The 20,128-nt window shown below is 66.3% G+C and carries 21 protein-coding genes; 13 read left to right on the top strand and 8 right to left on the bottom strand.

Annotated elements, in window-relative coordinates:
* Positions 1-102: 102 nt before the first annotated feature.
* Both ABH933_RS18635 and ABH933_RS18630 read right to left on the bottom strand, forming a co-directional pair.
* Complete coding sequence (locus tag ABH933_RS18635) at positions 103-615, bottom strand: MerR family transcriptional regulator (RefSeq protein ID WP_429420289.1); 513 nt, start codon at positions 613-615, stop codon at positions 103-105.
* Positions 616-719: 104 nt separating this feature from the next.
* Entirely contained in the window at positions 720-1,088 is a 369-nt protein-coding gene (locus ABH933_RS18630; RefSeq protein WP_429420291.1) for a VOC family protein, read from the bottom strand.
* Between the two features lie 83 nt (positions 1,089-1,171).
* Here ABH933_RS18630 and ABH933_RS18625 point away from each other — a divergent pair, with 83 nt between their 5' ends.
* A complete protein-coding gene (locus tag ABH933_RS18625; protein WP_215916249.1) occupies positions 1,172-1,372 on the top strand; it encodes a hypothetical protein in 201 nt (66 codons plus the stop codon).
* Between the two features lie 13 nt (positions 1,373-1,385).
* Here ABH933_RS18625 and ABH933_RS18620 read toward each other — a convergent pair whose 3' ends face one another.
* Complete coding sequence (locus ABH933_RS18620; RefSeq protein ID WP_429420293.1) at positions 1,386-1,877, bottom strand: SixA phosphatase family protein; 492 nt, start codon at positions 1,875-1,877, stop codon at positions 1,386-1,388.
* A 244-nt stretch (positions 1,878-2,121) separates the two neighbouring features.
* Between ABH933_RS18620 and ABH933_RS18615 the strand changes: the two genes are divergently transcribed.
* A complete protein-coding gene (locus tag ABH933_RS18615; protein WP_429420849.1) occupies positions 2,122-3,789 on the top strand; it encodes an FAD-dependent oxidoreductase in 1,668 nt (555 codons plus the stop codon).
* A gap of 226 nt (positions 3,790-4,015) precedes the next feature.
* On the opposite strand, the gene ABH933_RS18610 is transcribed toward ABH933_RS18615, so the two are convergent.
* On the bottom strand, positions 4,016-4,789 hold the full coding sequence (locus tag ABH933_RS18610) for an acyl-[acyl-carrier-protein] thioesterase (protein WP_429420295.1): 774 nt from the start codon (positions 4,787-4,789) through the stop codon (positions 4,016-4,018).
* Positions 4,790-5,149: 360 nt separating this feature from the next.
* Here ABH933_RS18610 and ABH933_RS18605 point away from each other — a divergent pair, with 360 nt between their 5' ends.
* Both ABH933_RS18605 and ABH933_RS18600 read left to right on the top strand, forming a co-directional pair.
* Positions 5,150-6,175 carry an NADP-dependent oxidoreductase gene (locus ABH933_RS18605; RefSeq protein WP_429420298.1) on the top strand — a complete coding sequence of 342 codons (1,026 nt, stop codon included), beginning with the start codon at positions 5,150-5,152 and terminating at the stop codon, positions 6,173-6,175.
* 218 nt (positions 6,176-6,393) lie between these two features.
* A complete protein-coding gene (locus ABH933_RS18600) occupies positions 6,394-6,840 on the top strand; it encodes an integrase core domain-containing protein (protein WP_429455050.1) in 447 nt (148 codons plus the stop codon).
* Here ABH933_RS18600 and ABH933_RS18595 read toward each other — a convergent pair.
* From ABH933_RS18595 to ABH933_RS18585, 3 genes are all read right to left on the bottom strand, one after another.
* Positions 6,779-7,948, bottom strand: a complete 1,170-nt coding sequence (locus tag ABH933_RS18595; RefSeq protein WP_429420302.1) for a cytochrome P450 — start codon at positions 7,946-7,948, stop codon at positions 6,779-6,781. The genes ABH933_RS18600 and ABH933_RS18595 overlap by 62 nt on opposite strands.
* Positions 7,949-8,571: 623 nt before the next feature.
* On the bottom strand, positions 8,572-9,693 hold the full coding sequence (locus ABH933_RS18590; RefSeq protein ID WP_429420304.1) for a transglycosylase SLT domain-containing protein: 1,122 nt from the start codon (positions 9,691-9,693) through the stop codon (positions 8,572-8,574).
* Positions 9,690-9,977: a hypothetical protein gene (locus ABH933_RS18585; protein ID WP_429420306.1), complete on the bottom strand. Its 288-nt coding sequence runs from the start codon at positions 9,975-9,977 to the stop codon at positions 9,690-9,692. The genes ABH933_RS18590 and ABH933_RS18585 overlap by 4 nt, the downstream gene beginning before the upstream one ends.
* A gap of 139 nt (positions 9,978-10,116) precedes the next feature.
* On the opposite strand from ABH933_RS18585, the gene ABH933_RS18580 reads away from it, so the two are divergent.
* Both ABH933_RS18580 and ABH933_RS18575 read left to right on the top strand, forming a co-directional pair.
* On the top strand, positions 10,117-11,091 hold the full coding sequence (locus ABH933_RS18580) for an NADPH:quinone oxidoreductase family protein (protein ID WP_429420308.1): 975 nt from the start codon (positions 10,117-10,119) through the stop codon (positions 11,089-11,091).
* Between the two features lie 45 nt (positions 11,092-11,136).
* The gene (locus tag ABH933_RS18575) at positions 11,137-12,249 is read left to right on the top strand and encodes a winged helix DNA-binding domain-containing protein (RefSeq protein WP_429420310.1); all 1,113 of its coding nucleotides are present in this window, start codon (positions 11,137-11,139) and stop codon (positions 12,247-12,249) included.
* A 7-nt stretch (positions 12,250-12,256) separates the two neighbouring features.
* On the opposite strand, the gene ABH933_RS18570 is transcribed toward ABH933_RS18575, so the two are convergent.
* Positions 12,257-12,772 carry an Lrp/AsnC family transcriptional regulator gene (locus tag ABH933_RS18570; RefSeq protein WP_429420312.1) on the bottom strand — a complete coding sequence of 172 codons (516 nt, stop codon included), beginning with the start codon at positions 12,770-12,772 and terminating at the stop codon, positions 12,257-12,259.
* A 137-nt stretch (positions 12,773-12,909) separates the two neighbouring features.
* Here ABH933_RS18570 and hppD point away from each other — a divergent pair, with 137 nt between their 5' ends.
* The 7 genes from hppD to tuf all read left to right on the top strand — a co-directional run bounded on the left by hppD (position 12,910) and on the right by tuf (position 19,962).
* Positions 12,910-14,094 carry a 4-hydroxyphenylpyruvate dioxygenase gene (gene hppD / locus ABH933_RS18565; protein ID WP_429420314.1) on the top strand — a complete coding sequence of 395 codons (1,185 nt, stop codon included), beginning with the start codon at positions 12,910-12,912 and terminating at the stop codon, positions 14,092-14,094.
* Between the two features lie 40 nt (positions 14,095-14,134).
* The gene (locus tag ABH933_RS18560) at positions 14,135-14,668 is read left to right on the top strand and encodes a DUF3558 domain-containing protein (protein WP_429420316.1); all 534 of its coding nucleotides are present in this window, start codon (positions 14,135-14,137) and stop codon (positions 14,666-14,668) included.
* 5 nt (positions 14,669-14,673) lie between these two features.
* Entirely contained in the window at positions 14,674-15,222 is a 549-nt protein-coding gene (locus ABH933_RS18555; protein ID WP_215916261.1) for a DUF3558 domain-containing protein, read from the top strand.
* A 306-nt stretch (positions 15,223-15,528) separates the two neighbouring features.
* Positions 15,529-15,903 carry a 30S ribosomal protein S12 gene (gene rpsL / locus ABH933_RS18550; RefSeq protein WP_014353064.1) on the top strand — a complete coding sequence of 125 codons (375 nt, stop codon included), beginning with the start codon at positions 15,529-15,531 and terminating at the stop codon, positions 15,901-15,903.
* Positions 15,903-16,373, top strand: a complete 471-nt coding sequence (gene rpsG, locus ABH933_RS18545) for a 30S ribosomal protein S7 (protein ID WP_429420320.1) — start codon at positions 15,903-15,905, stop codon at positions 16,371-16,373. The genes rpsL and rpsG overlap by 1 nt, the downstream gene beginning before the upstream one ends.
* 161 nt (positions 16,374-16,534) lie before the next feature.
* Positions 16,535-18,640: an elongation factor G gene (fusA, locus tag ABH933_RS18540; RefSeq protein WP_429420321.1), complete on the top strand. Its 2,106-nt coding sequence runs from the start codon at positions 16,535-16,537 to the stop codon at positions 18,638-18,640.
* A 131-nt stretch (positions 18,641-18,771) separates the two neighbouring features.
* Positions 18,772-19,962: an elongation factor Tu gene (tuf, locus tag ABH933_RS18535; RefSeq protein ID WP_429420323.1), complete on the top strand. Its 1,191-nt coding sequence runs from the start codon at positions 18,772-18,774 to the stop codon at positions 19,960-19,962.
* Positions 19,963-20,128: the final 166 nt, after the last annotated feature.

Genomic DNA, 20,128 nt, shown 5'->3' with positions numbered 1-20,128 from the left:
CCCAGTGTTCGCCACATCGCCTGCCCCCACAGCGTTTTCACGTTACTGCCGGTTCGATACATCGCCGCGCCGCCGGGACGACGCGGATATGCGGTTGCGGTATCAGACCGTCGCCATGGGCGCGGCGGACGGGATGGCAGCCGACGGTGCGCAGTTCGCCACGCTCAGATCCATGCACCCCGCCGCGGCCTGCTGTTCTGTCGGCACATTGCTCTCGTACAGGGCAATCTTGCGGTCCAGCACCGCCACGGTCTGCTTCAGTTCTTCGATCTGGGCCAGAACCTCGGCCCGGGTGTGCCGGAACATCTCGAGGCGCTCGGGATAGGTGGACTCCCCGGCGCGGACCAGTTCGGCGTACCGGATCATGTCCGCGACCGACATCCCGGTGAGGCGCAGCCTGCCGATCAGCGACAGCCAATTCAGGTCCCGATCGCTGAATTGGCGCTTACCGGTGTGGTCGCGGCCCACCGAGGCGAGCAGGCCGATCCGCTCGTACCAGCGCAGCGTGTCGCGGGTGAGGCCGGACAGCTCGGAGGCCTCACCGATCGAGTAGCGCGGCCGCTCGTAGTCGGGATGACCGCTCTCGGTGATCGTGTCCCATGTGGCCACGCCCATAATTCGTCCTTCCCTCGACCCCCACCACCGTAGTCACCTGGAGTGCACTCCAAGCAACGTCCAGCGCCGCCGGACTTGTTCCGGACCGCCGGGGAAGCGGCGGCTCAGCCGCGCTGGGGGATCTCCTGGACCGCCCACTTGTTGCCGTCGGGGTCGGCGAAGTAGGTGAACAGGCCCCAGCCCTCGTCCTTGACCGGAGAGGCCTCGACGCCCGCGGCGATCAGCTGCTGATAGGCCTGCTCCGCACTGGAGACGACCATCTGCATGCCGACCACGCTGCCCGGTGCGGCATCGGTGATGCCCTTGCCGAGGCAGATCGAACAGCCCGACCCCGGCGGGGTGAGCTGGACGAAGCGGATGTCCTCGGTGGGGGTCTCGTCGAAGTCGGCATTGAAGCCGATGGAGGTGTAGAAGTTCTTGGCGCGATCGACGTCGGTGACGGGGATCGCGACAAGTTCGATTTTCCAGTCCATGGGCATCAGCATGGCACCGGGCACCGACAAGTTCAGGGTCTTCACCCATGCCCAATCGGGGGGTGCGCGCCTACCCTGAAAACATGTCCAAAGAGATCGATCGGATCAGGGCGCGTTCGGCGCTGGAGACACTCAGGGAGAGCCCGGTCATCGCCGCGATCGCGCTGCTGCCGGTGCTCGCGGTCCTGGGGGTCGTGTGGTGGCTGACCAACTGGTTCGTGGCCCTGGTGCTGCTGATCGTGCTCGGCGTGGTCGTCGTCGTGCGCGGCCGCCTGCTGCACTGAGGCCCAGCCGCGCCTAGCGCGGCACGTGAAACGTCACCAGCTCGCCGGTTCCCGTATCCACCCGCGCCCACGGCAGGTCGAACGCGAGCACAGCCAGCGCCGAGGTGGGGAACTTGCGGCTCAGCTCGGTGGCGGCCGTGCCTGTGCGGTCCGCGGCCAATTCCCATGCCGTCTGCGGCATTCCCGGCGCGTGTCCGATCAGCAGCAGCGTGCCGACCTCGTCATCGGTGAGCTGGATCAGCTCGAGCAGTGCGTCCGGCGTCGCGTCGTAGATGGAGGACTCGAATTCCACCGGCGCGGTGATACCCGTCGCGGCGAGTGTCTGGCGGGTGCGGACCGAGGTCGAGCAGCGCACCGCATCGATCGGCGGTTGCGTCGCCCGTAACCACTCTCCGGCCAGCCCGGCCTCCCGCCGCCCGCGCGGGGCCAGCGGGCGCTCGTGGTCGACGACACGCTCGGGGTAATCCGACTTGCCGTGCCGCATCAGAATGAGGGTCCGCGCCATGGCACTACCGTAGGCCGCCGTCGCGAACACCCAAGGTAGGCATCGGCGTTTCTCGGCCGCTCGGGCGTGGCCGGGGTGTCGCCGACCCGCCCCGGGCACCTCCTGATGAGAGATCGCGCTCACTCTCGAGGCACACTGGGAGTGACGTCACGTCCATTGCTCATGGGCGAGGGGTGTGACGCATGCCCTGCTCCGACCCCGGGGCGGGGATCAGCCCGAGGATGTTTTCGAGGATCTGCGAGATATGGCCTATGTGATCACGCAGCGTTGTTGCAACGATGCCAGCTGCGTACCCGAGTGCCCGGTCGATTGCATTCGTCCGACTCCGGAACAACCCGAGTTCGCGACGACCGAGCAGCTCTACATCGACCCCGACACCTGCATCGACTGCGGCGCCTGCGTGGATGCCTGCCCGGTGGACGCCATCTTCGCCGAGGATGATCTGACCGCCTCCCTGGCCCGGTTCGGGGACATCAACGCCGCGTACTTCCAGCGCCATCCGCTCGAGTCGAATTTCGATCCGCTGGTGACGCCCGCGCGCCCGCCGAAGGAACTGGGCACGCTGCGGGTCGCGATCGTCGGGGCCGGTCCCGCGGCCTGCTATGCGGCCGACGAGCTGCTGCGCCGCGCCGACGTCGAGGTGGAGATGTTCGACCGGCTGCCCACGCCGTGGGGGCTGGTGCGCGCGGGTGTCGCGCCCGACCATCCCGGCACCAAGGGGGTATCGAGCATGTTCGAGAGCGCATTCCGCCGCGACACCCTGCAGTACCACCTGAATGTCGAGGTGGGGAAGCATATTTCGCACGAGGAGCTGCTGGAGCACCACCACGCGGTGATCTACGCGGTCGGTGCCTCCACCGATCGCCACCTGAACGTGCCCGGCGAGGATCTGCCCGGCAGCCATTCCGCGACCGAGTTCGTGGCCTGGTACAACGGGCATCCCGACTACGCCGAGCGCACCTTCGACCTGTCGGGCGAGCGTGCGGTGATCGTCGGCAACGGCAACGTCGCACTGGACGTGGCGCGCGTGCTCACCCTGTCCCCGGACGAGCTGGCCAAGACCGATATCGCCGATCACGCCCTGGATGCGTTGCGGCAGAGCAACATCCGCGAGGTCGTCGTGCTGGGCCGCCGCGGCCCGCTGCAGGCCGCGTACACCTCCTCGGAGTTCCTGGCGCTCGGCCACCTGAAGGGCATCGACGTCGTCATCGACCCCGCCGAGCTGGAACTGGATCCGGAAAGCCGAGCGCTGCTGAATGATCCGGAGATCGAGCCCTCGCAGCGCCTGAAATACGAACTCGCGCAGGAGTATGCCGCCAAGGCGGCGAATCCGGCCAACAAGCGCATCGTCTTCCGCTACCTGACCTCGCCGACGGCGATCACCGGCGCCGACCACGTCGAGGGAATCGACTTCGTCCACAACGAATTGGTCAGCGAGAACGGGCAGCTGGTGGCCCGTGCCTCGGATCGCACCGAGTCACTGCCCGCCTCGCTGGTGCTGCGGTCGATCGGCTACCGCGGTCAGCCCGTCGGCGAGCTGCCCTTCGACGAGCGCAGCGGCACCATCCCGAACGAGCACGGCCGGGTCGTCGCGGACGGCTCGCACCTGGCGGGGATCTACGTCTCCGGCTGGATCAAGCGCGGCCCGCGCGGCGTCATCGGCTCCAACCGGGTCGATGCCACCGAGACCGTCGAGCAGCTCCTCGCCGATTTCACCGCGGGCAAACTCGAGGCGCCGCAGGGTGATCGGGCCGCGCTGAAGGCGCTGCTCGAGCAGCGGCAGCCGGAACGGGTGGACCGCGAGGGCTGGAAGGCCATCGACGCGGCCGAGAAGGGTGCGGGCAAGTCCGGCGGGCGGCCGCGGGTCAAGCTCACCTCTCGCGAGGATCTGCTCAAGGCGGCCCGGGGGTAAATCGCCCCCCGGCCGGCCGGGAATGGTCGTGCTCGACGGAATACCTTGTCCAGTCGATATTCGATGGCAAGGCGTTCGGGTTGCGTGCGTGCCGTCCGGTGGGCAATTCCCGCCGACGGCATCGACCCACAGGTTCGCAAGGTGCTGCTGGACGACCCGTGCTGGTCACGGGCGGCGCCCTGGCTGTGGCTGCTGCGCCCCGGTCCGGTCGGTTCGACTCGGGCGCTCAGGCCGGGAGCGGGCCGATCCGCACCACCGTGGTCGTGGCGCCACCGACGACGAACCACAGGCGAAGGGCCGGATTGCCGGTGTGGTCGCCGGATTCGGAACGGCTGCGCACGTTGATGTGCTCGCGTGCCAGCACCGGCGCGACGTATTCGATGACCGCCCGATGTGGCCCGGCCACGAGCTTGGGGTGGTCGATCAGGGAGTGCTCCACGGCCTGCCAGTAGACGGCATTGTTGACGTGGTTGAACTGGTCGATGTCGGTGGCGCGCACCGGGAACGGCAGATCGACATCCGATTCCGGCGGTGTCGCGTCGGTCAGCCACGGCCGCCAGCGCAGCCGCGTCTCGGTGGTGGTGCGGGACAGGTGCGCCAGGCCCTCGTCACTGATCCGCGTGGGCATCATGGTCGATTCGTTCAGATTGATCCAGAAACCCTCGGTCTCGATGAGACCGCCGTTCTCGCTGGTGATCCGGACCCGCATATTGGTCCACCGCGTGGACATCGCCGAGCACCAGCGCCGCAGCTCCACCCGGTCCGGCCACAGAATCGGCCGAACCACATCGATGACCGTGCGCCGCACCACCCACACCGGGTCCGTCCGCTGGAAGAAGCCGCTCTGCAACTCCTCCCACGCCACGTCCTGCAGGTACCGCGCGACCGCGTCGAGCCGTAAACGGTTGTAAGGATCCACATCACCAGCCCGGATGGGCCACGCCGTGGCGAAGCCCATGCCCTCCTGGGGAAGCGGGGCGAGTGGCTGATCGAGTGACACTGGTGCTCCTCGCGCTGCACGGTGTGCCGCGTTCTTCGTGCGGTGCTACTTGTGAATGACTTTACGGCTCGCACCCCACTTCGTTACGCCGAGATCTCCGTACTCGCCCGTAGGGGATGTCCGATTTGCCTCGATGTCGAGGGGAGGTGTGCGGATGCCCTGGGCTTGGCGGCTGCCGATCGGGTTGAGCGCGATCATGGAGGTTACTGCGGCGTAGCGACGGCACATCGCGTCCTCCGTGGCGCGCGGGTGGCGTGATCGGGCCTCGGCGCATCGAGGCACAGCCGGCGGTGCCCGCGGCAGGTGCGAGACCCGGAAATTCGGATGACAGTGATCGGATAGGCGGGTTAGCTTCGCCGGGTGAATCGCCAATGGTTTCTTGTCAAACGACCGGTAGGCATGGTTGACGACAGTAGCTTCGAGCTCAGGAGCGGCTCTGTACCGACCCCCGGCCCGGATGAGGCACTTGTCAGGGTGGTCTGGCTGGCTGTCGATCCGACTCAGCGGGGCTGGCTCAATGACGGCCCGAACTACATGGATCCAGTGCCACTCGGTGCGGTGATGCGCGCCGGTGGCGTCGGGCAGGTGGTGGCATCCCGCAACACCGACTACGCAGTGGGAGACTGGGTTTTCGGGATGGTCGGATGGCAGGACTACACGATCGCCTCGGGTCAGGGGCTGCTGGGACTGAATGTCGTTCCGCCAGGCATCGAGCCCAAGGCGATGCTCGGCATCTTCGGCGCGACCGGACTTACCGCTTACTTCGGCATGATCGATATCGGCAGACCCTCGGCCGGGGATACCGTGCTGGTGTCCGGAGCCGCCGGCGCGACCGGGTCCATCGCAGGCCAGATCGCAAAAGCGCTGGGATGCAGGGTGATCGGGATCGCGGGCGGAACCGCCAAGTGCACCTGGGTCACCGAAATCGCCCGGTTCGATGCGTGCATCGACTATAAGGCCGACGACGTCGAGGCGCGGTTGCACGAATTGGCTCCCGATGGTGTCCACGTGTTCTTCGACAACGTCGGCGGCGCCATCTTGGACGCTGGACTGGCGAATATCGCCGAGCGAGCCCGAATCGTGGTCTGCGGCAGCATCTCTTCCGGCTACGAGGCGGGCGAACCACCTCCTGGACCACGCAACTACATGCAGCTCGGACTCAAGCGGGCACGGATGGAGGGATTCATCTTTCTGGACTACCTCGACCGATTCCCGGAGGCATTCGGTCGGCTACACGAATGGATGACCCAAGGTCACATCGTGTACGCCGAAGATATCCAGGAGGGCCTCGAACTCGCGCCAGCCATGCTGCGCGGCCTCTTCGAAGGGCGCAACCTCGGCAAACAACTACTCCGCATCGCACCCGACCCACTGTCGAAGCCCTGACCTTGCTTGAACTGACCCACAGTCTCGGCTGCTCGCCGACACGACCGCCGAAAACCATATGGGCGGCGATGATCTCATCACTCCACGCCTTCTGTACGCACGGTAGTCGGCACGACCGTGCACTGACGACGTCCGATCGGCGGGCTCAGATGACCCCTGCCCGTTGATCTTCCACGCATCCGCGCCGGCCGGTCCGGTCAGCGCGGAATGCGGCGCGGGTGCGATCACCCCAGGCGAACGGTGTGATCGAGCGGTTCTTCGGCACCTTGAAATACGAGCACTTGTTCCGTGGCGTGATCGCCGACGGCGATGCCCTGGACATGGAGGTTCACCGCTTCCGGGTCATCTACAACGATCTTGTCCCACCACGATGGTGCCCCCGAATCCCCGCCATACAGATACAGGTTGGGGATCTCGGGACGTTTCATTCACTCCAAAGCCCCCGGTGGAAACGCGATGTCATCGGGGGCGCCACCGATGACCGAGAGCTGGTTGGCGTTGGTCGAGCCATCCAGCCGGTAGCAGAATCATCCGTATTCAGCGGGGTTCCAGGAACGGGTCGGCTTGTTGGTGATGATGAACCGCAATGCCTTGATCATGATGTCACCTCCTTCCTGGGGCTCGGTCGGGCGCGGACAGGGCTTGTGGGGTACGCCGCAGGGTGAACGGCCTGGGGGTCGCGGCATTGGTCACGATCGGGCGGGTATCACCGCCGCCGATGACGCGCAGAGAGGTGTTCTCGATGAGGGTGGTGGCTGCATCGGTGACCAGATCGTGGGCGACCGCGGCGCCGGCGCAGGTGAAGGGGCCGGAACTGAAAGGCACAAGTGGGCCCTGTTCGCTCGGTCGAATCCAGCGGTCGGGTTGGAATGCCCCTGGTCTGGTCCAGTGTTTGTTGTCGTGATGGAGCAGATAGGGGCTGACGGACAGCAGGTCGCCGGTCTGGAAGGCGATCCCCCCGAACTCGGCGGGATAGGGGACGGGACGGCTGACCATCCAGGAGACTGGCCGGTGCCGCTGGGCCTCACGTACCACCCAGTCGACGGGCCAAGGCCATGGTGAGCCGGGAGAGTGGAGACTGCCCAGCAGCACCGACCACGCGAGCGAGTAGCCCAGCGGTCCCACAATGGACCGGAACATCAGCACATAAAGCTGCGCCACCGTTGTATCGGCGACGCCGTCGGGACAGGCACCGATCACGGCATCGAGCAGATCCCGTGGTTCGGCTTCCGCAGTGCGGCCGGTGGCGCTGCGCCGGTCCCGGATCTGCTTGTTCAGCGCGGTGGACAGCTTGGCGCGCAGCAGCTGCGCCCGCGCCCGCTGCGCCATTCGGGCCGGGCGAAGCGCGCCCACGCGTGCATTTCGCTCCAGTAACTGCCGCAACTCGGGAGAACCATCGGGGTGCAGCAACACGTCCGCGGTGCACCGATACACCAGCTCGACCCCCGCTGCGGGCCAGCGGGTGACGGAGGGCATTTCGATCACCGCCGCCGCCAGGGACTCGCGGTACTCGGGCGTATGCGTCCGCAGAATCGCGCGCACCGCGCGGCCGAAATCGACCTGCGCAGACCGCGAAGGCAGCATAGAACCGAAGAACCCGGACTTCCCCGCATTGAAAGCGCGGTCACTCAACACCGTCAGCGCCAGACTCGTATCGCCGACACACCACCCGCCCCACGGCAGCCCGAACACCTCTACCGGGCTGGTCCGGCACAGATTCTCGAGGAAACCCAACGGATCACGCCGGAACCGGCGCATCTCTGCAAAACTCATCGGACGGTCCTCTCACAGAGAGGGTGAGCGATTCATCAGATGTTTTCGAGCGGATTTATCCACTGGCTGTGCGTACAAACGCAGATCAAGCATAGTCTCGACTAATTTTAACTAATTTTACAAGAGGCCGTGGAGGTCGACCACGAGGCGAGTACCCCGGCACCGCCGGGGCCTATCGAACACTGTGCCAGCACTGATATCGGTTCACGATCACCCGCGACCGCCGGCAACCGGTCATTGAGGTCTAACCGGTGCAAACCCGATCCGCCTCGGCGAGGGTTCCCGTTGCCAGGCGCGCGTACATGAAGGCTCACGAGACACCCTGATGCTGTCGGTTGCCGGATCGAACGCCCATCGTCGGAGTCGAGCACTCCGTCTACGTCCACCCGCGGGACCTGCAGCCGGGTGTCGGCCCGGCTCCGCTCATCGCCCAGTTGGAGGAGTGGGTTTCGTTTGTACGAATCGCCGAGGCGTGCATGAGACGGTGGCCACGGCGATGAGCAGCGCCGCGGCCGTGCCGGTGATGCGAAACGCGCGGCGCTTGGCGTCGATCAGCCGAACCGCTCGCAGCTGTTCATCGAGGTTCGGCACGTAGTGAACGGCGATCTCCACGGAACTCTCTGTCAGTAGCCGTGGTATCCGTTGCCGTTCAGGTAGGAGACCACGCCGGGGTGTTCGAGGGTGCCGTACCTGCCGATCGAATACCGGGCGCCGGCGACGATGTTGTCGACCGGGTTCCAGATGTCGGTGTGGCCGGGGGCCGCCCATTGGTTGAAGGTGCTGTCGATGGTTTGCATCAGGCCCTTGGAGGGGTGGCCTGCCGCGGCGTTACTGTCGTAGTTGTTGATGGCGTTGGGGTCGCCGCCGGATTCGCCCTGGATGATGATCTCGAGGGCCTGTTCGTTGATCTGATCGGGTGAATATCCCATGGAGATCAGGATCTGCTTGGCCTGTTCGATCCATTCCTTCTCGGTGCCGGACGGTTTGATCGTCGGGGCGTTACCGCTGCTCGGGGTCGAGTAGGAGATGTTGCTGTTGTGGGTGCCGCCGTGCGAGGTCGTGCCGTTGCCGTTGGAGGTGTACTGCGAGGTGTCGTTCGCGGTTGACGGGGCGGTGACGGAACTCGGGACCGTGGGGGCCGGAACCGTTACGCCCAGACTGGGATCCCCGAGCCCGTTGTAGGCCGCGTCGACCTTCACCTTGGCGTCGTTGACGGCCTTGACCGCGTCGTTGGCGGCCGATTCGGCCTGCGCCAGCGCACCGACGATCGCAAGGCGATGGTTCGCGGCGAGGAGGTCCTGAATCCATTTCTGCGTGGACTTCTCGTCGTCTCGCAGGTTTTTCTGGTTGTCGAAGTAGGCCTTTCGGGCGGTCGCGGTGACCTCGCCGGTGTCGGCGACCTCGAACGAATCCGATGGCACCGCCTCCTTGCCCGTGGGATGGATGGCCGCGTCGCGCGCGTCCAGCACCGCCTTCTTCGTGTTGTTCAGTTGGTCCACATGCAGATTCAGCGCCTTCTGCAGGTCCAGCAGCGCGGCGCTGACGGCCGACGCGCGCGTCTTCTCCGTGTCCATGCGGGTGCGGGCGACCGCCGCCGCGTTGCCGTCCCACTGCAGGTTGATGATCGTGTTGTAGGCGTTGCCGATGGCCGTGTCGAGGCTGGTGCTGGTGGTGCCGACGGTTCCGCTCGCCGTACCGAGCTTGGACGGGTCCCACTTCTCGACATCGGAAACTGTGAGTGTCATGCGTGCATTCCGATCTTGCTCAGATCGTCGGCGAACTGCTGGTCCGTCATCGTGAGGGCCTTACCGGCCTGCTCCACCGAGTCGGCGAGATTGGTCACGCGGTCCGAAATGCGGTGCAGCGCATTGTCAACGGAGGTCTTGGTAGCGGTGCACGTCGCTTCCCAGTCGGTTCCCGGAAGCGCTCCGACGGCTTGGTCCAGACCGTGATTCAGCTTGCCGATCGCGCCCGCCTCGTCGGTCAGCGCCTTGGCGAAGTTACTCAACGCGGTGACATCGACGTTCATCGAAGGTTCCGGTGCCAAGACATCCCCCTTGTTCACAGTTCGGCGGGCCCAAGCGTAGCAAAAGGCGGTCCCGTGGACAGCCCGCCGCGAAGAGCGGTTAACTTGATTTCCACACCCCGTGGATGTGAGGAGTCGATTCATGCGTGCAGCCCAGGTGAGCAGGCTCGAGGGGCCCGAATCCATCGAAGTGGTCGAGATCGCGGAGCCGCAGGCCTATGCCGGTGGCGTGGTGATCGACGTGCACGCGGCGGGGGTGGCGTTTCCGGACGTGCTGATGACCCGGGGGCTGTATCAGATGAAGCCCGAGCTGCCGTTCGTGGTGGGCGGGGAGGTCGCCGGGGTGGTGCGGTCCGCGCCCGATGATGCGCACGTGCGGGCCGGCGATCGGGTGGTGGCGTTGACGCTGCTCGGCAATGCCATGGCCGAGGTCGCGGTGGCGCCGACGCAGATGGTGTTCGCGCTGCCGGACAACATTTCGCTCGAGGCCGGCGCCGGAATCCTGTTCAACGACTTGACCGTGCACTTCTGCCTGCGCAATCGCGGGCGGCTGGCCGAGGGCGAGTCGGTGCTGGTACACGGCGCGGCCGGCGGCGTGGGCACCTCGACGCTTCGACTGGCCGCGGCGCTGGGCGCGGGCCGGGTGATCGCGGTGGTCAGCACGCCGGAGAAGGCGGAGGTGGCCCGGGCACACGGCGCGACCGACGTGGTGCTCACCGACGGATGGCTGGCCGCGGTCAAGGAACTGACCGGCGGGCGCGGGGTGGACATAGTGCTGGATCCCGTTGGCGGAGACCGCTTCACGGACAGCATTCGCAGCCTCGCCGCGGGCGGGCGGCTGCTGGTGGTCGGCTTCACAGCAGGGGAGATCCCGACGGTGAAGGTGAACCGGCTGCTGCTGAAGAACGTCGAGGTCGTCGGCGCGGCCTGGGGCGAATGGGTGCTGACGCATCCCGGCTACCTGCAGGAACAGTGGGCCGAGGTCGCGCCGCTGCTGGCCGCCGGGAAGATCGCCCCGCCCACGCCGGTGCTGTACCCGCTGGATCGGGCCGCGGAAGCCGTTGCGTCGCTGGACAACCGGACGGCCACCGGCAAGGTCGTCGTCACGCTGCGCTGACGCCTCGGTGTGCCGGTCGGACCCCCCGACTACCGTGAGCGAATCATGAAGCTGTCCGAACGAACCCTGAACCGGACGCTGCTGACCCGGCAGCATCTGCTGGAGCGCTCGAAACTGTCCGTTCCGGACATGTGCGCCCACCTGGTGGGCCTGCAGGCGCAGGACGTGCCGCCGCCGTTCATCGGATTGTGGAGTCGCATCCAGGATTTCGATCCGGCGACGGTGTCCGGGGCGCTGCTGGATCGGTCGCTGGTCCGGATCACCCTGATGCGGGCGACCATTCACATGGTCGTCCCCGCGGATGCGCTGCGCATCGCGCCGCACATCCAGCCGGAGCTGGAGAAGATTCCGTTCCGCGCGGGGTTCAATTCCGGCGCGATGCTCGGGCTCGATCCCGAGGAGGTGCGCCGCAGGGGCGAGAAGGCCCTCGGCGACGAGCCGTTGACGGCCGCGGAGCTGCGTTCGATCGCCGCGCGGGAGTTTCCCGACCGCAATCCGTCGGCGGTGCTGCAGACCTGGCTCTATCAGCTGCCCGTGCTGCAGACCCCGCCGCGCGGCCTCTGGAAGAACAACAGCCGCCCGGTGTGGTCCCGTATCGAGCCGTGGCTGGGTGCGCCGCTGGCCGACGGTTATCCGCTGGCGGAGTTGGTCATTCGCTATCTGCGCGCATTCGGTCCCGCGACGACCGCCGACGTGCAGGCCTGGTCCAGGCTCACCGGCATCGCCGAGGCTGTCGCGCAGCTGGGTGACCGGGTCCGCACCTACACCGACGAGCGCGGCCGCACCCTCTACGACCCCGCCGACGCCGAACTCGCCGATCCGGACCTGCCCGCCCCCGTGCGGTTCCTCGGCTGGTACGACAACGCCATCCTGTCCCACAAGAACCGCAGCCGCATCGTCCCCGACGGCGCCGCACCCCCGCTGCAGCACATGGCGGCCCAGGTCTCGCCCATCCTGCTCGACGGCTACCTCTCGGGCATCTACAAGATCTTCCCCGACCGCCAGCGCGCCCGCCTCCGAATCGTCCCGGGCCGCACCTGGTCCGCGGCCGAACGCGCGGTCGTCGAGGCGGAAGGCGCCGCGCTGCTTGCCTTTGTGGAACCGGACCTCGACCCGAACATCGAAATCCTCACTCAGGGAGCGGATCTGCGCATCTGACGTCGGCCTACGAATGCCGGTACGCCGGAGCCTTGCTCGTCCCGGCGGGCGTCAGCGTCCGCAACAACGGCAGCGTCCGCGGCGCGACGACCGTCGACAGCACGATCACGCTGTGCGAGCGCACCACTGCCGCGCTGCGGTCGATGCTCAGCAGCACCGTCTGCAGCCCGGCATGCGAGTCGGCGCCGATGCGGCACAGCACATCCTGCGAACCGGTGGTGGCATATGCCTCGAGCACACCGGGGATCGCCTCCAGGTCGGCGGCCACCGCGTCCAGCGCGCCCTGTGCGATCTCCAGGGTGACGAACGCCTGCACGTCGAACCCGGCGGCGGTGACGTCGATGTGCGGATCGTAGGAGGCGATCACCCCCGCCTCCTCCATCCGCGCGATGCGGGACTGGACGGTGGCCCGGGCGACGCGGGTGCGCCGCGACAGCTCGAGGATGCCGGCCTTCTGGTATTCATGCATGGCGGTCAGGATCGCCAGATCCAGCTCGTCCAGTCTGGTCTCGGTGCGGCCCATCGATAGTCTCCCCTTCGCTCCAGTGTTCTAGGCAGATTGTCCAGCATTTCTGTGGTTTTGGTGGCGTATTTCACCATCGTGTTCAGAGAATTACGGCGATATTGCTCAGTCTCAGCGGTCGGCGATTACCTGGGGACATGACTACCGAATACGCGACCCGTGAGACCGAGCCGTCGGACACCCAACTGGTCGGCCTGATCGACCACGACTCCGAGCGCGACCCGTTCCCCGTGATCGGCTGGGACGCGCTGGTCTGGGTGGTGGGCAACGCCACCCAATTCGCCCACTATCTGCAGTCGGCATTCGGGATGCGGCTCGAGGCCTACTGCGGCCCCGAAACCGGCGTCCGCGACCGCAAGGGCTTCGTCCTGCGCAGCGGCAGTGCGCGCTTCGTGGTCACCGGCGCGGTGGATCCGGACAGCCCGCTGGTGGCGCACCACAATCACCACGGCGACGGCATCGCCGACATCGCACTAGAGGTGCCGGACGTGGACCGCTGCGTCGACTGGGCCCGCACCCACGGCGCGACGATCCTGGTCGAACCGCACGACGACACCGACGAATTCGGCACCGTCCGCTCGGCCGGCCTGGCCACCTACGGCGACACCCGCCACACCCTCGTGGACCGCTCCCGCTACGAGGGCCCCTATCTGCCCGGCTACGTGGCCCGCACCTCCAGCTTCGTACCGCGCGAGGATGCGCCACACAGGCTCTTCCAGGCCGTCGATCACGTCGTCGGCAATGTCGAGATGGGCGAGATGGACACGTGGGTCGATTTCTACCGCCGCGTCATGGGTTTTCAGAACATGGCCGAATTCGTCGGCGACGACATCGCGACCAACTATTCGGCGCTGATGAGCAAGGTCGTCGCGAACGGCAACCACCGGGTGAAGTTCCCGCTGAACGAACCGGCGGTGGGCCGCAAGCGTTCTCAGATCGACGAGTACCTGGAGTTCTACCGCGGCCCGGGTGTGCAGCACATCGCCCTGGCCACCGGTGACATCCTCACGACCGTCGACATGCTGCGCCGCGAGGGCGTGGAATTCCTCGACACCCCCGACGCCTACTACCAGGACGCCGAGCTGCGCGAGCGGATCGGTCACGTCCGCGTCCCGGTGGCGGAGTTGCAGTCCCGCGGCATCCTGGTCGACCGTGACGAGGACGGATATCTGCTGCAGATCTTCTGCCGCCCGCTAACCGACCGTCCCACGGTCTTCTTCGAACTCATCGAGCGCCACGGCTCGCTCGGCTTCGGCAAGGGCAACTTCAAGGCGCTGTTCGAGGCGATCGAGCGCGAGCAGGAGGCACGCGGGAACCTGTGAGGGCGGGTGCATTCGCGGGGTCGTCGGTAGACTCCGCGCCATGCGGAGGATCACGTCGGCGGTAGTCACGGGCGCGGCCATCGTGGCGCTGTTGACGGCGTGCGGGTCGGGGAGCAATTCGACGAGCGACAGCCCGTCGGTGCGGCCGCCGATGAAGGTGGCCGCACCGGGACCCTTCGTCGGCGAGTGTGGCGGCGTCACCGATCAAGAGGTCAGCGACCTCGGCGGCCTGGGCCAGATCTCGGAGGAGTACAAGAACGCCGTCGGCTGCAGCTGGCAGGCAACGGGATTGGGCGCGGCGAGTGTGACCTTCGCCTCCTACCGCGGCAGCCCGCTCGGGCGCGAGAAGGCGTGGGTGACCGCGCAGGGGCGCAACCCCGAGACCATCGACGTGGGCGGGCACACGGGCTTCCAGGACGCCACCCCCGACGGCACCATCTGCGATTTCGCGGTGCAGCTCGGCGACGACTTCTTCGAATGGTCCACCTCCGCCGGTGTGTTCGGCGGCCACGACGCCACCCCGTGCGACAAGAACCGCAAGCTGGCCGAGCTCACAGTGCAGCGCATGAAATGAGGGGTATGAGAGGCGCCAGGAAGGCTCGCGCGGCGATCGTCGCCACGGTGGTGCTGGCGGTGGGGCTGACCGCGGCCGGCTGCGGCAAGACGATCACCGGCCACGCCCAGCCCGCCGGCAGCGGCGGCGGGCTGAATACGAACTTCGACAAGCTGCTCCGCGAATGCAACGTGGTGCAGAACAGCGAGATCGTGAAGGCGACCGGTGCGCAGGACGCGAACTCCTCGTTCAACGGCGCAGTCTGCATGTGGCTGCTGGACGGCACGCCCAGCGGCGACGGCATGGTCACGCTGAACTGGTACGAGATGGGCTCGCTGAGCAACGAGAAGGCGACGAACGCCAAACTCGGCTATCCGACCAACGACATCACTGTGCAGGGTCGCCGTTCGCTGGAGATTCACCGGCCCAACGATCCGGACTCGTGCGGCGTGGAGGCCCCGGCCGCCGATACCGGGATCATCGGCTGGTGGGTCAACTATCACCCGGGCAGTCACCCGGATCCGTGCGCCGCGGCCAGCAAGCTGGTGTCGCTGACCCTGAATCTGTCCCGCTGAGTCCGCGGCGGGGGTGGGTGAGTGGCCGTGCGAACGGGTACGTAAGTGACCCTGTTTTTGCCCCGACTCGCGTCGGCGGGTATCGTGGATCGCTGTGCCCGGAGCGTGCGGGCAAGCTTGTGTGCAGGACGTAAGCCAGCGAAAGCGGCCGAACGTTCAGACATGCCCAGAAAACGGGTCCTGACCTGCGCGCGACACGCCCGACCTCGGGATGCGCAGCGACGCGTTCCGGACGGGCGGGTGAAAGCTCGATGACACACACATGAAGTTCCAGACACCTGGTTACTAACTGAGGAAAGCCGGTCTATGCCAACCATCAACCAGCTGGTCCGCAAGGGTCGCCGCGACAAGGTCGCCAAGACCAAGACTGCGGCCCTGAAGGGGAGCCCGCAGCGCCGTGGCGTGTGCACCCGCGTGTACACCACGACCCCGAAGAAGCCGAACTCCGCGCTGCGTAAGGTCGCGCGTGTTCGCCTGACCAGCGCGGTCGAGGTCACGGCCTACATCCCGGGCGAGGGTCACAACCTGCAGGAGCACTCGATGGTGCTCGTCCGCGGCGGTCGTGTGAAGGACCTCCCGGGTGTGCGCTACAAGATCATCCGCGGCTCGCTCGACACCCAGGGTGTCAAGAACCGCAAGCAGGCCCGCAGCCGCTACGGCGCCAAGAAGGAGAAGAGCTAATGCCGCGTAAGGGCCCCGCTCCGAAGCGTCCCCTGATCAATGACCCGGTGTACAGCTCGCCGCTGGTGACGCAGCTGGTCAACAAGATCCTGCTGGACGGCAAGAAGTCCACCGCCGAGCGCATCGTCTACGGCGCGCTCGAGCAGGCGCGCGAGAAGACCGGCACCGATCCGGTCGTGACCCTCAAGCGCGCGCTGGACAACGTCAAGCCCGCCCTGGAGGTCAAGCCCCGCCGCGTCGGTGGCGCCACCTACCAGGTGCCCGTCGAGGTCCGCCCGGGCCGCGCCAACACCCTGGCGCTGCGCTGGCTGGTCAACTACTCCCGTGCCCGTCGTGAGAAGACCATGATCGAGCGCCTGGCCAACGAGCTGCTGGACGCCAGCAACGGCCTGGGTGCTTCGGTGAAGCGCCGCGAGGACACCCACAAGATGGCCGAGTCCAACCGGGCCTTCGCGCACTACCGCTGGTGACCTGCCGCCCGGATCGCCGCTGAAGGAACGGCGCCGCCGGGAGGTCGAGTCACAGCCGGGCGCGGCACTTACCAGCCGCGTCCGGCGTTTGAAAATAGTGATGACCCCCGACAGGGTCGCTCCAGAAAAATCCCAACTAGCTACGAGCGGGGAAGATTTCCGTGGCACAGGACGTGCTCACCGACCTCAACAAGGTCCGCAACATCGGCATCATGGCCCACATCGATGCCGGTAAGACCACGACAACCGAACGCATTCTCTTCTACACCGGTATCACCTACAAGATCGGTGAGGTCCACGACGGCGCGGCCACGATGGACTGGATGGCTCAGGAGCAGGAGCGCGGCATCACGATCACGTCGGCCGCGACGACCTGCTTCTGGAAAGACAACCAGATCAACATCATCGACACGCCGGGACACGTCGACTTCACGGTCGAGGTGGAGCGCTCGCTGCGCGTGCTCGATGGCGCGGTCGCCGTCTTCGACGGCAAAGAGGGCGTTGAGCCGCAGTCCGAGCAGGTCTGGCGGCAGGCGGACAAGTACGACGTCCCGCGCATCTGCTTCGTCAACAAGATGGACAAGCTGGGCGCGGACTTCTACTTCACCGTGCAGACGATCAAGGATCGCCTCGGCGCCAAGCCGCTGGTCATCCAGCTGCCGATCGGCGCGGAGAACGACTTCGAGGGCATCGTCGACCTGGTCGAGATGAACGCCAAGGTCTGGAAGGGCGAGACCAAGCTCGGCGAGTCGTACGAGGTCGTCGAGATCCCGGCCGATCTGAAGGAGCGGGCCGAGGAGTATCGGCAGGCTCTGATGGAGACCGTCGCGGAGTCCGACGAGGCGCTGCTGGAGAAGTTCTTCGGCGGTGAGGAGCTCTCGATCGAGGAGATCAAGGGCGCCATCCGCAAGATGACCGTCAACTCCGAGCTCTACCCGGTGCTGTGCGGTTCAGCGTTCAAGAACAAGGGCGTGCAGCCCATGCTCGACGCCGTGATCGACTACCTGCCGAACCCGCTGGACGATGGTGGCACCGACGGCCACGTCCCGGGCAAGGAGGAGGAGATCCTGCACCGCGACGCGAGCGTGGAGGCGCCGTTCGCGGCGCTGGCGTTCAAGGTCGCCACGCACCCGTTCTTCGGCAAGCTGACCTACGTGCGCGTGTACTCGGGCAAGGTCGACTCCGGCGCCCAGGTCATCAACTCGACCAAGGGTAAGAAGGAGCGCCTGGGCAAGCTGTTCCAGATGCACTCCAACAAGGAGAACCCGGTCAACGAGGCCCAGGCCGGCCACATCTACGCGGTCATCGGCCTGAAGGACACCACGACCGGCGACACCCTGTGCGATCCGCAGAACCAGATCGTGCTCGAGTCCATGACCTTCCCGGACCCGGTCATCGAGGTGGCGATCGAGCCGAAGACCAAGGCCGACCAGGAGAAGCTGGGCACCGCCATCCAGAAGTTCGCGGAGGAGGACCCCACCTTCAACGTGAAGCTGGATCAGGAGACCGGCCAGACCGTCATCGGCGGCATGGGCGAGCTCCAGCTCGACATCTACGTCGACCGCATGAAGCGCGAGTTCAAGGTCGAGGCCAATATCGGTAAGCCGCAGGTGGCGTACCGTGAGACCATCACCAAGAACGTCGACAAGCACGAGTACACCCACAAGAAGCAGACGGGTGGCTCGGGTCAGTTCGCGCGCGTGATCATCGCGCTGGCGCCGCTGGTCGACGCCGAGGACGGTGCGACGTACGAGTTCGAGAACAAGGTCACCGGTGGCCGCGTTCCGCGCGAGTACATCCCCTCGGTCGACGCCGGTATCCAGGACGCCATGCAGTACGGCGTGCTCGCTGGCTACCCGCTGGTCAACGTCAAGGCCTCGCTGCTCGACGGCGCCTACCACGAGGTCGACTCCTCGGAAATGGCGTTCAAGATCGCCGGTTCCGCGGCCCTGAAGGAAGCGGCCCGCAAGGCCGGTCCGGTGATCCTCGAGCCGCTGATGGCGGTCGAGGTCACCACGCCCGAGGAGTACATGGGCGATGTGATCGGCGACCTGAACTCCCGCCGTGGCCAGATCCAGGCCATGGAGGAACGCAGTGGTGCCCGTGTCGTCAAGGCGCTGGTTCCGCTCTCGGAGATGTTCGGTTACATCGGTGACCTGCGGTCGAAGACCCAGGGCCGGGCGAACTTCTCGATGGTGTTCAACTCGTACGCGGAGGTTCCGGCCAACGTGTCGAAGGAGATCATCGCCAAGGCGACCGGCGAATAGTCCGATCGGGGGCAGGTGGCACACTTGCCCCCATCAGCCGGGAGTCAGTAAGACCCCAGTCCCCGCGCACGCGGGGATGTTCCACGCACTGCTGCACATGCACGCACCAACAAGTCCAGGAGGACCCCAAAGTGGCGAAGGCGAAGTTCGAGCGGACGAAGCCGCACGTCAACATCGGCACCATCGGTCACGTCGACCACGGCAAGACCACGCTGACGGCGGCTATCACCAAGGTTCTGCACGACAAGTACCCGGACCTCAACGAGAGCTTTGCGTTCGATCAGATCGACAAGGCTCCCGAGGAGAAGGCTCGTGGTATCACGATCAACATCTCCCACGTCGAGTACCAGACCGAGAAGCGGCACTACGCGCACGTCGACGCCCCCGGTCACGCCGACTACATCAAGAACATGATCACCGGTGCGGCGCAGATGGACGGCGCCATCCTGGTGGTCGCGGCTACCGACGGCCCGATGCCGCAGACCCGCGAGCACGTGCTGCTCGCCCGTCAGGTCGGCGTGCCGTACATCCTGGTCGCGCTGAACAAGTCGGACATGGTCGATGACGAGGAGATCCTCGAGCTCGTCGAGATGGAGGTCCGCGAGCTGCTGGCCTCGCAGGAGTTCGACGAGGATGCGCCGGTCGTGCGCGTCTCCGGCCTGAAGGCCCTCGAGGGCGACGCCGAGTGGGCCGAGAAGATCGTCGAGCTGATGAACGCGGTCGACGAGTCGATCCCGGACCCGGTCCGTGAGACCGACAAGCCGTTCCTGATGCCGATCGAGGACGTCTTCACGATCACCGGTCGTGGCACCGTCGTCACCGGTCGTATCGAGCGCGGTGTGATCAACGTGAACGAGGAAGTCGAGATCGTCGGCATCCGCCCGACCACCACCAAGACCACGGTCACCGGTGTCGAGATGTTCCGCAAGCTGCTCGACCAGGGCCAGGCCGGTGACAACGTCGGTCTGCTGGTTCGTGGCATCAAGCGCGAGGATGTCGAGCGCGGCCAGGTCGTCGTCAAGCCGGGCACCACCACCCCGCACACCGAGTTCGAGGGCCAGGCGTACATCCTCTCGAAGGACGAGGGCGGCCGCCACACCCCGTTCTTCAACAACTACCGCCCGCAGTTCTACTTCCGCACCACCGACGTGACCGGTGTCGTTACCCTCCCCGAGGGCACCGAGATGGTCATGCCGGGCGACAACACCGAGATGAGCGTCAAGCTGATCCAGCCGGTCGCCATGGAAGAGGGCCTGCGCTTCGCGATCCGTGAGGGTGGCCGCACCGTCGGCGCCGGTCGCGTCACCAAGGTCGTCAAGTAAGACCTGCTTGTAGCCGAAAAGGGCCGTTCCCGTTGGGGGACGGCCCTTTTCGCGTCCGTCGCTTAGGTTTCCCAGTCCAAGCTGGCGGCGACGGTATTCTTGCGTGATGTTTCATGGTCCGGCAGATGAGGCGTGGTTCTGGTCGGAGGGGCATCAAGCCGCAGAG

It is taken from the genome of Nocardia sp. GP40 (assembly GCF_050434125.1).
Classification (GTDB): Bacteria; Actinomycetota; Actinomycetes; order Mycobacteriales; family Mycobacteriaceae; genus Nocardia; species Nocardia albiluteola.
The sequence above is the reverse complement of the archived record's forward strand: the minus strand, read 5'-3'. Positions and strand labels throughout refer to the sequence as shown.